The 14981-nt window shown below is 57.4% G+C and carries 15 protein-coding genes and 1 pseudogene; 8 read left to right on the forward strand and 8 right to left on the reverse strand.

Features of this window, described 5'->3' with window-relative positions; translation table 11 throughout:
• Window positions 1–50: 50 nt before the first annotated feature.
• Together BN984_RS18655 and BN984_RS18660 are read left to right on the forward strand one after the other, a co-directional pair.
• Window positions 51–485, forward strand: coding sequence for an HIT family protein (locus BN984_RS18655; RefSeq protein ID WP_049969064.1), 435 nt, complete (start codon window positions 51–53; stop codon window positions 483–485).
• Between the two features lie 372 nt (window positions 486–857).
• A complete protein-coding gene (locus BN984_RS18660) occupies window positions 858–1643 on the forward strand; it encodes a TIR domain-containing protein (protein ID WP_049969027.1) in 786 nt (261 codons plus the stop codon).
• A gap of 387 nt (window positions 1644–2030) precedes the next feature.
• On the opposite strand, the gene BN984_RS18665 is transcribed toward BN984_RS18660, so the two are convergent.
• The 4 genes from BN984_RS18665 to BN984_RS18680 all read right to left on the reverse strand — a co-directional run bounded on the left by BN984_RS18665 (window position 2031) and on the right by BN984_RS18680 (window position 5683).
• Entirely contained in the window at window positions 2031–2930 is a 900-nt protein-coding gene (locus BN984_RS18665) for an SOSS complex subunit B family protein (protein WP_049969028.1), read from the reverse strand.
• Window positions 2931–4004: 1074 nt separating this feature from the next.
• Entirely contained in the window at window positions 4005–4385 is a 381-nt protein-coding gene (locus BN984_RS18670; protein WP_049969030.1) for a hypothetical protein, read from the reverse strand.
• A gap of 91 nt (window positions 4386–4476) precedes the next feature.
• A complete protein-coding gene (locus BN984_RS18675; RefSeq protein WP_049969031.1) occupies window positions 4477–4665 on the reverse strand; it encodes a hypothetical protein in 189 nt (62 codons plus the stop codon).
• Window positions 4666–4801: 136 nt separating this feature from the next.
• On the reverse strand, window positions 4802–5683 hold the full coding sequence (locus BN984_RS18680; protein ID WP_049969032.1) for a biosurfactant protein 1: 882 nt from the start codon (window positions 5681–5683) through the stop codon (window positions 4802–4804).
• 137 nt (window positions 5684–5820) lie between these two features.
• Here BN984_RS18680 and BN984_RS18685 point away from each other — a divergent pair, with 137 nt between their 5' ends.
• Window positions 5821–6372 (forward strand): DUF7342 family protein, encoded by a 552-nt coding sequence (locus BN984_RS18685; protein ID WP_049969033.1) that lies wholly within the window; start codon window positions 5821–5823, stop codon window positions 6370–6372.
• Window positions 6373–6387: 15 nt separating this feature from the next.
• Entirely contained in the window at window positions 6388–6876 is a 489-nt protein-coding gene (locus BN984_RS18690; RefSeq protein ID WP_049969034.1) for a hypothetical protein, read from the forward strand.
• Here BN984_RS18690 and BN984_RS18695 read toward each other — a convergent pair.
• Window positions 6873–7800 (reverse strand): annotated as a pseudogene (locus BN984_RS18695) (transcription initiation factor IIB). The gene BN984_RS18690 and the pseudogene BN984_RS18695 overlap by 4 nt on opposite strands.
• A 127-nt stretch (window positions 7801–7927) precedes the next feature.
• Entirely contained in the window at window positions 7928–8575 is a 648-nt protein-coding gene (locus tag BN984_RS18700) for a M48 family metalloprotease (RefSeq protein ID WP_049969035.1), read from the reverse strand.
• Between the two features lie 157 nt (window positions 8576–8732).
• Between BN984_RS18700 and BN984_RS18705 the strand changes: the two genes are divergently transcribed.
• Window positions 8733–9530 carry a hypothetical protein gene (locus BN984_RS18705; RefSeq protein ID WP_049969036.1) on the forward strand — a complete coding sequence of 266 codons (798 nt, stop codon included), beginning with the start codon at window positions 8733–8735 and terminating at the stop codon, window positions 9528–9530.
• Window positions 9531–9751: 221 nt separating this feature from the next.
• Complete coding sequence (locus tag BN984_RS19255) at window positions 9752–11452, forward strand: MBL fold metallo-hydrolase (RefSeq protein WP_081909280.1); 1701 nt, start codon at window positions 9752–9754, stop codon at window positions 11450–11452.
• 67 nt (window positions 11453–11519) lie between these two features.
• Here BN984_RS19255 and BN984_RS18715 read toward each other — a convergent pair whose 3' ends face one another.
• A complete protein-coding gene (locus tag BN984_RS18715; RefSeq protein ID WP_004043273.1) occupies window positions 11520–12014 on the reverse strand; it encodes a hypothetical protein in 495 nt (164 codons plus the stop codon).
• Between the two features lie 380 nt (window positions 12015–12394).
• On the opposite strand from BN984_RS18715, the gene BN984_RS18725 reads away from it, so the two are divergent.
• A complete protein-coding gene (locus tag BN984_RS18725) occupies window positions 12395–12691 on the forward strand; it encodes a ribbon-helix-helix domain-containing protein (protein WP_049969038.1) in 297 nt (98 codons plus the stop codon).
• Window positions 12681–12965, forward strand: coding sequence for a type II toxin-antitoxin system RelE family toxin (locus tag BN984_RS18730; RefSeq protein ID WP_049914854.1), 285 nt, complete (start codon window positions 12681–12683; stop codon window positions 12963–12965). Before BN984_RS18725 ends, BN984_RS18730 begins: the two co-directional genes overlap by 11 nt.
• A 649-nt stretch (window positions 12966–13614) precedes the next feature.
• Here BN984_RS18730 and BN984_RS18735 read toward each other — a convergent pair.
• A complete protein-coding gene (locus tag BN984_RS18735) occupies window positions 13615–14862 on the reverse strand; it encodes a phage NrS-1 polymerase family protein (RefSeq protein ID WP_049969039.1) in 1248 nt (415 codons plus the stop codon).
• Between the last annotated feature and the right edge of the window lie 119 nt (window positions 14863–14981).

The following is a 14981-nucleotide window of genomic DNA, read 5'->3' on the forward strand; positions in this document are numbered from 1 at the left end:
ATTAAACACTGGCAGAACGAATAATGACTTCTGGCTGTAACGGTATCACTATGGAAGATTGTGAGTTCTGTAAGATCGTAGCTGGAGACGCGCCGAGCAGCGTTGTTTATCAGAATGATTGCATCTTGGCTATGATGACTCTCCGGCCGATGACCAGAGGTCACGTCCTCGTGATACCAAAAACACACACAGCCTCACTGTCAGATATGGAATATAAGGCCGGAGGAGAGCTATTTGAGGTAGGTATGAAGGTAGCTGAGGCGCTCAGAGCTTCAGAGATAGAGAGTGAAGGAATCAACTTTTGGCTAGCAGACGGAGAAGCAGCCGGTCAGGAAGTGTTTCATGTTCATCTTCACGTGTTGCCACGGTCAGCAACAGACAAAATTCGTTTGGAAGGTCCGCGACTGGACTTGAACCGCTCGGAGATGGACTCCGACGCGGAGATCATCAAAAAGGAATTGATGGGAAGTGAACACGAATTTTAATTTCGTACCTGCTCAGTACGAACGGCCATACCAACAACTGATCCGGCTTTTAAGTATATTTCTTGCCCTCTGCTGACCACCCACTTTCTGAGTTGGTCACGACGGTTGACGAAATTGATGCAGTACTTCGCAGGACCGGATATCGAATCGATCAACGAGATGTACGACTTCTGAATACGCGGTAGACTATTCATTAATCTAGTTGGTGAGCTGGGTGAGCGACTATCACCGGGTGAGTTTAGCTGAGAAACTGATCAATATTTCAAAAGTGGGTGTTCAAGAATTCTTTGAACCTCCTTCCTGTTATTACTTTCACCGCGGTCGGGAAATTTTGATACTGGTAGGTATTCAATGGAGCTATAAGTTCAAATCATGGTTCGAAGAGTCTTCTTCAGTTTTCATTACGAGAGAGACAAGTGGCGAGTCAACCCGGTTAGAAATGCGTGGGTGACGCAAGGGAGAGAAGCGGCTGGTTTCGAAGATGCTGCGGACTGGGAGGAAGTAAAAAAGCAAAGCGAGGAAGAGATCAAGAACTGGATAGGCGACCAGTTACACGGTACCTCAGTAACAGCGGTTCTGATTGGTAACAAAACCGCGGGCCGGAAATATGTCAACTACGAGATCAAGGAGAGCGTCAGGCAGGGTAACGGGATAGTCGGCATCAAGATCCATCGGTTGAGAGACAAGGAGGACGGCCAAGATTTCCAAGGCTCCAACCCGTTCAAAGATTTCGTCATCGAAACCAAGGACGGGGTGAAGAAACTCTCCAACGTATTTGAGACATACGAATGGAAGAGAGATGATGGCTGGGATAACATAGGGGACTGGGTTGAAGATGCCAAACAGCAGGCCGACCAGCTCACTAAGAAGGAAAAGATGTCGGTCAGAGAGATAAATAGCGGAGAGAAGTTTGTGAAAGTCCTCCAATCTGCAGGTAAAATAGGAGGAATCGTCGGGGGAGGCTATCTACTGTACAAATTTCTGCAGAACGCCAATAACGACTCTACTCCTGTTCAGAACCAGAATGGGCCTGAACTACCGAACAACCATCAGCAAAACATGGGTGACATCGACGTAGAGTCTCTCGTAGAGGATTTTGCTAACTCTGGGATTGACCTCATCGATCAGGACGACGATGACAACGACGGGTTGATCTGAAACCGCTGAACGAATACTGTTCTCTGATTCCAGTCGTGACCAGACATATGATTTTTGGGGGCCAGATACTCAGGGTTGTTCGACAGAACGAGGACCGTCTACTGCATACATCCTCTGTCTGTGTTACGCAGGTTTGTCAAAATCTAAGGACTTCCACAGAGCCTGCTGTTCATATCAGAGGGGTTGCCGCCATGAACATGGATCTCGATGTTGAGTATGGACCAAGGTCGTGGCTGCGCGCGCAGCGGAGTCACTCGTGAGCATCGCGAACGAGGGCACGTGAGACGAGCGAATGCGAGTCTCACGGAGCGAGCACGGAGCGGAGGGTGGGGCGGTGGGGTCTGGGTCGGCCCGGCCACCAACAAAAAAGAGGGCTGCCTCGCGCCGTTAGGCGTCCCACCAAGCGTCACGCTCGGGGAAATGCACGGTCGTCCACCCCGTCAGCGCCACCGAGACACGCCCGTCGTACCAGTTCCGCGCCGCTCCGTGAATCCGCACGCGTTCGCCCTCGCGAATCCACGGCACGTCCGACGCCTTCCAACTCGTCAGCTTCACCTGCCCGCTTTCGTCTTCGAGTATTCCTGCTTGCTGAATCGCCGGTGACTCTGACTCCCACATCGTCGTCAGCCTCCCTTCAATGCACACCTCGCGTCGCGACACGCCCTCCAGTTTCCCGATCGGCACCATCGTCCCCGGTGCACCTTCGAGTTCCTCGAACACGCTCACAGTTGCCGACAGCATGTCTTTGCCGCTTAATACCGCTTCACTCAGCCGCCGACTGATCGCCGCTCGCGACCACCCATCCAGCTTCTCTGCCAGCCGTTTTGCCTGAGAGTTCACTGCGCCCAACTGTGCTTGGGTTAGCTCCGTCCGGGGATCCGCCCGGTCGGGGTCCGCCATCGGGTTCACACTCGCTGCGCGCTTCTGAAACTGCCGCCGTCGCGCAGCGCTCCGCTCGGCCGCAATCACCCGCGACCGTGCCTCACGACCCTCTTGCGAGCCCAGTTCCGCACGGGCACTAATCCGTTCGAGTTCAGCTTCCCGCGCTCGAATGCGTTCTTCTTGGGCCAACGTCATCCCGTCAATCCGCTCGTCGCTCGTGTCTGCAATCCCATCTGGGTGGTTCGCATCCACCTTTGCTTGGATCTCCTGTTGCACCGTCGCCTGAAACGTCGGCGTCTCGTCGAAGACCTCGAACCCGTCTTCGTCGACTGTCTTGTCATCCGCTTGCTCGAACGCCTGTTCAGCCACCGAAACTACCTTTCGACTGGAGTTGTTACTAGACATCGTTGTTCCTGAAGGCGCTAACGCGCCGACGCCCGCGACACCACTCGCGGGATTCTCACGAACAAACCTACTCGAGCCACGGCTCCGACGTCGACCGATGACGCCGTCACCGAGGTGTCCGCGCCGCGCCTTCACGCCGGACCCTGTCCGGCGCGGCGCGGCACCGACGGCACCCCCACAGACGAGTGCGGGGGGTGAACCTCGAGGTGAGCGCGCGGTCACCACCATATACCCAGCCGGTCACCGCGGGTCGACGCCTCGCCGACACCCGTCCGTCGGCAGACGCAACGGAAGCGGCCACGGCGCCGAGGCGGCACGGCCGGGGGGTATACGGTGGTGAACGGCGTCGCATACGGCCACAGCGAGGCCGCAGAGAGCGAGGACCCGCTGGAACAGCACGCGCCCGGACCCGCACGAGCCTGTCCCGTCCGTCGCAGACGCAACGGAAACGCCTCGTGCGGCAGCCCGGTGCGGGCTGGACGCCCGCGGACCCACAGCTCGTCGCGGCCGAGTTTGAGCGCACGCCCGGCAGGCCGCACAGCCAGCCCTGAGTGAGCCCCGGACCGTGGCATACTGGGGGTGAGCACGGCGAGCCCCCAGTAGCCGCGGCAGCCCGGGCGAACGAGGGGTGAGGGCTATCGCCCGAATGGCGAGCAGCCCGCCCGGACCGCGCAAGCGGCCACGTCTGAGCCAGCCGGCCGGCGGCGCGACCGCATTGAGGGAGCGTCGACGCAACGGCTGGTGAAGATGCAGCCACCCCGGTCTCGGTCACGGCCCGGTCGCGGGCCGAGCGCTCGCAGGCCCGCCTTCGGGGCTGACCGGTATCGGGTGGCTGCACCCGGCCCGACCCGGCCCCGCGACCGTGCCCCGTCCGTCGCAGACGCAACGGCAGCGCGAAACGCCCGGGCCCGGCAGGAACGGACTGCCCGCCGGAGCGCGCGCAACCCGAGCAGTCGCCCCCCAAACGTACCGATAATCCTCAGCTCCCAAACACGTTCAGACGCTGATTTGATTCTGCTAGCCGGTGGTCAAGAACGTCGGAAACGTGGGGTCCGTTTAGGAGAGACCAAAACGCTACTCGTCGATCGGGTCGGGGGAACTGAGGTTTGCATACAGAACCTCGTCGTCGCGAATGACGTACCGCTTGGCCAGCACGGGGAAGCGACATTTCGTGAACCCGGCCGTCTGAATATCGAGTTCCTCGTCGACTTCGATGTAGCCGGCGAGTTTTCGCAAGAATTTGTGGGTCACAATGCCGCTCTCGTAGTCTGGGAGGCCGTTCTCCCGTGCCTCGTACACCTCGAAGTCGTCGTAACCCCAGATGGTGAACTCTCCGTCTTCGGTCACCTCCCAGTCGAGCGTCCCGAAGCAGTAGCTCTCACAGAGCTCGCGGACTGCCTGCGGATCCGATACAATCGCGCCGGTCGACGTCGTCGCAGCTTGTAGTGTCGCCATGTCTAGACCTCACGGGGTCGCCCCCGCACCCCTGTCGGGGGCGATAAACCGACGCGAGAAGTGCCTCCCGAGGCGTGGCCGGAGACGCCAGTTAGGAGTCTGCGTGGGCGTCTGCCCCGGATCCGTCGCCCGGCCGCGTGAGAAGGCTCACCTCCTCCAGGAGGTCTCTCGCGGTCTTGACTCGCTCTCGATCCGCCTCATCCAACCGGTCGATGTCGAGTCGGTTGAGATTGCTGAGTATACGATGCATCCGGTAGCCCTGTTTGAACTCTTGCTCCATCGGAAGCGCCTCACTGCTCGCCGGCGCGGAAAGACTCCCCATCGAGACTGGCGTCGGGGTTGGAGGAGGCCGACCTTAACCAACGAACCTCGACGACACCCGCCGGCTGTTGGTTAATCTATGCCCAGTACTAGTGCTACTCGAGACTGGGCCCGTAGCGAGCCGAGCCACACACCCGGCACTCCCAGATCAGTTGTCCCGTCCACGCCTCATCCGGGACCGATTCATGGGTCTTGAACCGATGGTCGGTCGTCAGTCCACAGTTTTGACAGTCGAGTTCCTGCGTCGTCGGTACCGACGACACCTGGCTCTCAGCCGCAGCCTTGCCAGTGAATTCGGTCAGCGCCATCGCTGGAACCAGCCACACCGCGTCGTCGGCGTCGTCGAGGACCGCGTCGAGACGCGACGCGTCGCGGATGCCGTCCCCACGCTGGTCGTAGAGCCGCGTCGGGGCCTGCTCCTGACGCTCCGACGCTTCCTGCCCGTGCCACCCAGTCCGGTCGCGGGCGGTACTGAGAAGCCGCTCTCCCTCCGCTGACGACACCTGTACCGCGTCGGGAAGTGAGGGCCATTGCTCGGCCAGTTGGCGCGCCGGTGCCTCGTCGAGATCGTAGATGAGCGTGTAGTCGTCGACGGCCTGCTCCGCCTCGTTGGCAGAGAGGAGGTTCGCCGCGGCGCCGCCCTTCGCGACGGCGCCATAGAACGTGGTCGACTCGACGACCAGGTGGACGATGCCGAGGCACGTCGTCGACGCTGTCTCGTTCGTGCTAGTGGCGTCACTCCCGAGATAGTTAGTGAGACAGAACCGGCATTTCGTCTGGCCGTCTGGGACTGACGCCCCACAGGACCGGCACTCGCCGTCGGTTACCGTCGGCGCATCAGGGTAGCCACCAGCGCTCGTCGCGACGCGTTGCCGCCGGGGGGCACCCTCACAGTTGTCGTCCAGCCTCGTGTCCGGAATGTGGGACTCCTCGCCAGTCGGCCGCAGTTCTGCAAAGTCAGAATATCGGTTGTGCATTGGTTGACTCATAGTTTCAGTCGGTTTTGTATTTCAACGTCAGGACCCCCCACGTTCGTAATGGCCTCTTGATTATGCGAGACAGTACAAACATATATGCGAGTTCAGCGCTAACACAGTCGCAAGAGGTGCCAAGCATGTCCGAATCTTCGGGAGATGGCGTCCAGTCGTGGACTGAATCGATGAGTGCCCGCGACCGTATTCGAGCGGTCGCCGAGACGCTTCGCGAACCGCGGTCGGTCAACTGGATTAGTGAACAGGCCGACGCTGCCTGGAGTACGACCAACGAGGAACTCCAGGATCTCGTCGATCAGGGCCAGCTGCGCCGCGTCGAGGCCGGCGAGACCACGCGCTATCAGCCGGACTACACGCGTCTGCTCTTCGAGGAGATCCGGACGCTCATCGAGGAGAACACGCGCGAAGAGCTGCGCAGCGAATTGGCCGCGATCACCGAGGAAATCGAGCAGTGGCAGGCGACCTACGACGTCGAGACGTGGGAGGAACTCGAACAGTCGCTCGCCGACGGTAACCTCGCAAGTGCCGAGCTTCGTGAGCGCCGCGACGTCATCGCGTTCTGGCGTGAGAACGAGGAGGATCGCCGCCTCATCAAGCACGCACTGGAACTCTACTCTGACGTCGAAGCCGCCCGCGAACAGATGACCGACGTGGCCGACCGCGCCACGAGCTAATCCTTTCTCTCCCAAATGATTTTTCTTGCCGGTCGCGACCGCTATACACAGCGGACCCTCCTCCGCGACGTTCACGACCGATTGACGAATCAAGCTGGGTGTGATGACGTGCGCTATCGCCCGTCTCGACGACGGCCCCGGTACGTAATCGCGGACATCGACCCGACGACGTTCCTGAGAGACTCCTACGATGCGGCGACCGCACGGCTCGAGATTCGCTTCTGGTACCCAGCTGGCGTCGACCACGAATACTACCGCATCAACTGGGTCGAACCGGAGCGGAACCTGATGCTCGGCTTCCACCAAGACGCCGACCATCCGGACCTTGGTCCCTGTCACATCCAACTTAACCACGAAAACATGCCGGTTGATCGGCATAGCGCGTCGTTTCTCGATGCGCACCCGCTCGCCGTCCTCGATGACCGGCTCCAACAGTTCCCGGCGGCGGTAGAGGCGATTCGCTGGGAGAATGGCACGCCCTCGCTTCCTACCTGGCCTGTCTAGACCGCGAGTTCATCGAGTGTTTCGTGATGCGTCCGGACAGTCGTTGGCGTGACGTTCCCTGTCTCCGCGACGTCGCTTTGCGTCACCCACTACCCCTGTTCCTGCCCCGCTTTGTAGAGGCAGGCCGCGGCGAACCCGGCCGGATGGACGCCCGTCGTGACGCCGCGCTCTTCAGCTTGCTCCGCAAGGGTTCGGGCCCGCTGTCGGATCTTGTTCGGACACTCGAGGTCCGAGGCGAGTCGCGGCACGAACATGCTGGGGGAGACGGGCTCAGCGGGGAGGCCCAGCTCTTCGTTCAGCGTTTTGTACGCGTTCGTGACCCGTGACTCTGCCACGCGGGCCATCTCGCTGACGTCGTCCACTAACCGCGAGAGGCCGTTGCACCGGCAGGCCCCGTAGACGCTGGCCGCGGCGATGGCCTCGATGGATCTGCCACGAAGCAGATCCTCGTTCTGGGCGCTCCGGAAGAGATGGCACGCCTGGTCGCGGACCGAATCGGAGAGTTCGAGCGCGCTCGCCAACCGGCGCACTTCGCCCAAGCCGTGTGCGAGATTCCGTTCCGCTTTCGACCGCCAGCGACCCCGGGTCTGCTCACGGCGCATCCGTGCGAGTCGCCGTCGCTTCTGCCCAGAGAGTTCGTTTCCCTTCGCGTCGGTGCCGCGACCGATCTCTGTCGACAGGCCGCGATCGTGGCGGGCCGCAGTGAGTGGGGCGCCCGTTCGCTCGCGCTCCTCGTCGTCGTACGTACGCCACTCCGTCCCGTGATCGATACGCTGTTCGTCGATGACCAGCCCACAGTCCTCGCAGACCGTTTCGACCGCGTTCGTGGTGACCTGGCCGTCGCACTCGGGACACTGGTTCGCACTTGATTCCGTTCGGACGTCTTCGTCGAGTCCGCTCTCCGTAGATGTCTCTGGTTGCCATCGTTCTCACCGTGTTCAGGGAACCCGCCAGTACAGCGAGCCCCTCACCCATAGAGGGGTCAAAAGAAACCTACCCCCAGTACTACCTATTTTGGATGGTTTGGTGAATCCGTAGACGAGTTAATGAACTACGCTGGGTACAGCGTCTTCGCTCGGGCTAAGAATCGATGGAACTTGACCACGTTTTCGGGATCAGTGTACTGTATCTGGTTCACGATCCTAACGTGAAGCGAATCACTCCCTTCTTCAGAGATTTCATCGTATGCGGTAAGGAACTCCTCCTCACCCATACTCCGGAGCGCGTAGAGATCAGCTGCTAACTCCTCAAGACGGGCGGCACCCACCATGAGCAGAATGAGTATCAAAGATACTCCAACCATCATCGCTACCGGTTCGATAGTGACTCCAAACGGAATCAGAAGTGAGTACCCGAGGCTCTGTAAGAAATAGTAGATCCCGATGGCCCCATTGAGTATTAAACCCCAGAATAAACCTCTGAAAACAGGAAGACGATTAAGATGCCCCTGTTCATGCCGATAGACGAGTTCGGCTGCCTCGTCTGACAGATTATCCATCCGCTGCTTATTCAGAATAATCGTACCGACTGGCGTTGCCTGTCCAAACGCAGCAGAGTTGCTTTCGAACCAGTACACATCTTGGTCGTCGCTATATCCGTTGAAACTACTGACCGATTCTACTGGTCCGTGATACAGACGAGCGAAAACTCGTGTGAACAAGTCCCGAAACCGGTTTGAAACGCGGTCAACAGCCTGCATATCCTAACTATTCGTCAGATTAGTATAAAAATTCCATCCCGTGAGCCGTCCTTTTGCGTAGTCACAGCAGATTTTAGATTCTCCCACAATTCAGGAAGTCTCCTAGCCATGTCGCCTTGAGGTATATCTATGTGGCTCTTGGCTGAATCTGGTCAATATGCAACGGGACAATCTCATGTTGGCAGCTGCTGTGGTGGGTGCCGTAGTTTTTCTTGCCCTCTCTCTTACGTTCCTCTACTTACTGTCGCCGTATGCGGATGCATCGAACAATCTCCAGCTATTGAGCATTGGACTCAATTTCGCTACCTCGGTATTATTGATCGGAATCTACGGTGTCTTGGCAATTAGACAAGGCAGCCAGAATGAACTGCAGGAAGGCCAGCAGAAATTGATGGAAGCCAGCCACGAACCGATACTCCAGGTCCTTGATGTCGACTCCTACGACCAATTTCTGTGGCCGAAGATACGGAACATCGGAAACGGACCGATGAAAGATATGGGCGTCAAGCTGCACTTCTACGTTGAAGACGAGGGTATCACTGTAGACTCAGATGGTGACCCGTTGACCCATTCCGCAGACTCTGACGCTGTTGATCTACCTGTTGGAGAAGCAGCTGAAATCGGAAGCCTATCTCCTAGACAAATAGGTAAACTTGCAGCAGCGGTCCGCACACCTCGACTGGGTGAAGAGGGTGAGGGGCGTCTCGGCCATCTAATGAACGATTTTGACGAAAGGGATATTGAGGAAGTTGTGTATCAAATCGAGATATACTACGACCACTTGATGAGGACGAAGGGAACTGGTCGCCACTTCCTCAAGCTGCGGAAGGTAGAGGTGCAACGCCATCTTGGTGTCGACCCAATGATTCAGCACGGAGAAGAATACACGCAGCCAGAACTCTTCGACATCGCGCCCAACTTCAGAGAGCCGGGAACCTACTACGACGAGGTCTAATCAAGCGATTCTGGGAGATATCCAAGACCGGCTCTTCAGAGCAAGCACCGCAGGAACGAGGCGCGCAGCGAGTCGCGGTCGTCGAGCGTCCGGGGGCTTTCAGGATGTTGAATTCATGACCGCAGTCGTGCCACACCAACTGTATCTGTCTTCATATGGTTCTTTTCTTCTGTCAGTTGTGGAATGATATATGGGCCGTCCCTTTGTAGGATTGGACATCAATGCACATCCAGTTTCAGCATGCGAATCCACATTCTGGTCGTGAGTCGCTCATCCTCCGGTTCGACGGACTCCTCGCCGACCAGACCGTCTGTGTGCTCGTTGATGCTGGAGCAGATGTCGATACGACCACGCTCCTCGACGAAGACGCCGGGGAGTATCTCACCGCAATTTGTTTGACGCACGCACATCTTGACCACTACCAGTCTCTGGGGACGAATCTCAGTCATGGACCCCCGATATACACTGGGGATGGTACTGCTCGAATTCTCGAAGACGTCCTCGAAACGGGGCGTGAACACCACGGCTTTACACAGACCGAAGAAGTCCTCAATCGCCTCGAACCGATCACCTCGTGGACACAGATTGCGCCGGAACTTCGCGTCCACCCCGTTCCGGCAGGTCACACTCCAGGTGCGACAGGCTTCCTCTTCGAGGTCACCGACGACGACGTACGGCGAACGATTCTCGTCACTGGCGATTTTACGACGCGACGGGCGGCTGGCTACCGGGGTTTCGACCTCAACCTCCCTATCGAAATCGACGCGCTCGTCCTGACGGCGGCAACGAACGACGAGTTTGAACCAACACTGACCGACGCGATTGGGACGATTCTCGAACGAGCGCGTGCTGGGTCAACTGTTCTCACTACTGCGAGTGGTCTGACTGGGGTACAGACCGCCTATCTCCTCGGGCACCTCACAGACCAATGGGACGACCCGCTGCCAATCACTCTCGTTGGACATGCAGCAAAACTCTATGAGAGTCTCGAATACACAGTCCCGAACGTTACTACGAGTCCAGAATTTAGTTCTCCGACCGACGTTCTCACAGCGGGTGGTGTCACGATTGCCGGCCCAGAAGTCCCAGTCGGTGGCAGCTCGAAGCGACTCTTCGACTCGATTCGCGATGACCCCGGTGCGACGCTTGTCCAACTTACGAGCGGCCCGAGCGACCCACTGTCGAGTGCCACCTGCACGACGCACCACTTCCCGCTCAGCAACCACCCAACAACAGATACTATCGACGCCGTTGTCGACGCATTTGCGCCCATCCAGACGATTATCACGCATCAACAAGGTTCCGCTGCAACCCAGTACAAGGACAAGTATGACAGTTTCGTGTGGGCCACCGACGATACTGACTGCTATACGCTATTGGACGACGCTGGCTGGACACCACCACCATGGGTGACAGAGCAGACAACTCGTCAGGTACGGGCAACAGCCACGACCAATGGGTCATTACTCACCAACGGCTCGGCTGAACTCGAATACTCACTGCCCATCACGACCCGTTGTAACGACATCGACCTCGCCGCCGAAGGGTTAGACCTCGAACAACTCCGCACACAAATCCCATTACGACCGGGACCACGGCTGTCAAACGGTGCTCCCGAGACGAAAGCTGATGAGACGCCCCCGATGCCAGCGGAAACGAGCTCCGAGTCCCGGTCACCCGAAGACACTGAGACAGCAGAGACACAGACTGTTGAGCAGTCACTCGCAGCGATTGACGAGCGCCTTGGGAGAATCGAGTCGGCAGTCACTAGTCGAGAACTCACCGCACACGTTGTTGACGCAGGTAATGGGACGATTCTACTCCGGGTGGACGATCCATCTGTAGACCTTAAGCATGGCCAGGAACTTCGAGTCCGCCTTTCTAGTCGCGACTTGGACACAGATGCAGCGACCGATCAGTAACTGGCTCGGATTCTATCGCCTCACTGGATGCCAAACAGCTCTAAGAACTCTAATTGGGTGTACTGTGTTACGGAACTTCGTAGCCACAGTTCGGACAGAAGCTCTCGTCGCCGTCCAGCAAAGAGAGGCACTCGACACAGAGACGGTTGCTCGGAGAGGCGGCGATATCTTCCAAGAAGTCCATTGCAGTCCGTGATTCAGCATCTAGCCGATAGCCGTCAGCGTAGCCCGGGAGTGTCGAGGCCCACCAAACGGTACCCCCATCATCAACGACCGAAATGTTCCCGGCGATATCGAGTTTTCCGTAGCGTTTGAACGCCTCTGACGGCGTCTGCTCAATGACTTGGTTCAGCTCACGGTTACGTTTAAGATCGCGCTCGTAGACGTCTTCAGGCGTCGGGTATCGTACTTCGCCTGGAAAGTCTGTGATTAGCCCATGCTGTTCGTCAATCCGGTCGATCTCTACTGTGATGCCGTACTCGTCGTGAAGCGTTTTCAGGAGTCGGAGCGCATGGTCATGCCACTCCGAGATTTCTGCATCGGCGTAGTAGCGGAGAATCACGCACTCAGTCCCCAGCGGACGTCATCTTCAACGGCCTGTAATTCGTGCTCCGCACGCTTGACGCGGTCTCGACCGACGAAATCGATGGCTGTCTCTCGGTCGATTCCGTCGTTTACGTGTTGTGAGATCATAAGCTCTGCCTAGAGATCTTCGACACCGCGTTCCAACGCTTGTTCGAGGATCTCCGACCCGGTGAAGCCCCGCGCTTCGGCGATTTCTTTTACCTGTTGGTTGAGATCCGTGTCCATGGGTAGACGATTACGCTATCATGATGTGGATACGTACAGACCAATCTTTCGACGACACCGAGAATTCGATCAAGGCAATCAGGTAGTTCTTCGGAGAAAGCTTATGTCTACACGGACGCATAGCACACGCATATGTCCGATGCTGAGACAGGGTCCAGCAATAACGGCCCAGAGATGGTGCAGATAAACCTCCGGCTAAGCAAAGCCTTCCTCGAAGACATCGACGCAACGTGGGAAGAACAGGGGTTCAACTCACGGAGCGAATTCCTTCGCTACGCTGCTCGTGACGCCATCAAACATCCCGAATTTTCGCGAGAAGGATGGAAGCAAATCGCAGCGAGCGAACACGACCTCCGGTCCGGTGAATCAGATTTAGTCTCGCGAGACGAAGTCCTCGAAATGATGGATCGAGACACGGATGGTGAGTGAGGAAGACTGGACGTGGAAGTTCTCACCACGCGCTGCGAACCAATTCAAAGGGCTCGATACGCACGTTCAAGACCGGATCGTCTCAAAGCTCGACGAGATTGTCGACTCAGAGTGGCGAGATCCTGACGACTTTGTTGAGCCGTTAACTGGTGGGCCATTCTCGAAACTCCGTATCGGACAGTATCGTCTGGCTTGTGTCTTGGACTACGATGAGTCAATCCTCGAGGTCCATCGAATCGAGCACCGAAGCGGTGCGTATACTGCCGACGATTGAACTTCAGAACAAGAAGCATCAGTATCTCAAATTAGCGGCTGGTTTTTGAGCAATGAAGTATCCTCAGTTCGGGAGTGATACGACTATCTTAACCAACAGAATCGAGATGGTGTTGCCTCTCGTTGGTTAAAATTGCCGATTGTAGAGTTGCCGCACCGGCTTCACCCTGAACACGTCGGTCGACTCAACAGGAACGCTGTAACTACGGTCGGTCGCGAGTGAATCAGTCTGCGAAAGTCGGTCTATTAACTCGTTGCGTACAGATTTCCGGCTGATTGTCGTCTCATGCCACCCCAGACGCTCGTCGTAATGACGTTTGTAGAACGTCTCTGCAACGTCATCAACTGCGATGAACTGCGTCCGTTTTGTTCCCCACACGTTCGATGAGACGTACTCCGCACCAACGTCCTCGTGAGTGAGTTCGACGAGAACACACTCAACAAACGCGACAATCGAAATGTAGTGACGGTTATTTGGGACAGTCAGTTGGAAGTTTGACCACGGAGAACTGGATTGGTTCGAATTATTCAGCGGTCTCTCGTTGCTACGTGTGTGTTGCTGTTGCTCAGAATGCATACGTTGTCTCCAGGGCACACAAGTTGCCCCGTCACCCCTAACGGGGCTACAAAACAGAGACAGCTATCAGATACTACTTGGAGTTCTCGCTGAACAAGCGTCTCGTTCGGCCGAGTAGCGAGGTATTGTCTGAGTTGTCTTCGCTGCCACTGGTTCGTTGTTCTTGTTCACGATTATCCTCACCACTACCTGCCGAAGGCTCTGCACTGAGGTCCTCAAGCTGGCTTTCGAGTTCTGCGATACGCTCGTCTTTCTGTTTAATCGTCGCCTCAAGCTCGCTCACACGGGTAGACAACAATTGGTTCTTCTCGATGAGGTAGGCGTTCTGGCGGTTCGGTTCGTCGATACCCACGTCGGTGGTCTCAGGCTCTGTTTCTAGCTTCGACTGCGTCGATTCGTTTCTTGGACTGGGGTCGTAGAACTCCGATGTCTGCTGGACTGCTCGCTCAAGTGTCTTCTCGCCGTATGTCGACCCGTCTGCATAGTGGACTTCGTCCCATTTCTCGCGGTACAGCCCCGACTCCCGAAAGAGGCGGTCCATCTGTGGGTGGTTCCCGCCCGTCCAGAACGCGAGTAGACAGCAGAGTGCCATATCTGCCTCCGAGTGACTCTCGTATCCACTCGTCTGGCCGCGCCACAGTCGATCGAACTTTTCACCGTTCGCTGCTTCCCTCGCTTTTGTCAGCACAACCTCGTCATTGAGGGCAGGCTCACTCGCGTCATCACGTGCTGCTGCGGGTGGTGTTGCACTCGGTGGCTCCGCTGTTGGCTCAGTATCGGGCTGGACGTATTCACGATGAATGTCGACAAGTGCATCCTGCCGATGTGTGATCGCTGTCGGCGTCCCCGCAACGTGGGCACCGGTTACTGTAAAGAAGCGCGCCGTATCGTAGCACTCGACACTCCCGCGGCGATTCCGTCCTGCAGGAAGTTCACCCGCAACGAGGATGTGGAAACCCGTTCCCGATGGCGACACCTCCGTGTAGGAGTCTAGCTGTGTGATTATCGCCTGTGCGTCGTCGTCAATCGTACCTGTCTCGGGGTCTCGACAGTCGTCTAAATCCACACCGACAAACGGGTCGTCATCGGTGAACACAAACCCAATCCCATCAGCGTCGTCTGACTCGACGGCCGCAACCGCAGTATCGAGATCAGCCCATGTCACGGAATCGGTGGCCGAACCGAAGCCGCCAGTCGTAGGGTTGACTGGGACCTTCGTCGCTTTGTCATCTCGCATCTCACTCCGCCAGCAAACCCACTGCTCACGCTCGCGAAGTTCGGGTGGCAGCTGGTCTATATCGAGGTCAATTTCATCACACATTCGTTGTTCCTCGCTGACTCGCAGTCATTTCAGAGTCCAAATACGTCTGCATTGTCTGCTCACTTTGACAATACCCAGTTCCGACGGGGTCCCCCCTGTCTATACTAGTCGGATTCTGT

The organism is Haloferax prahovense, assembly GCF_000723845.1.
GTDB classification, from domain to species: domain Archaea; phylum Halobacteriota; class Halobacteria; order Halobacteriales; family Haloferacaceae; genus Haloferax; species Haloferax prahovense.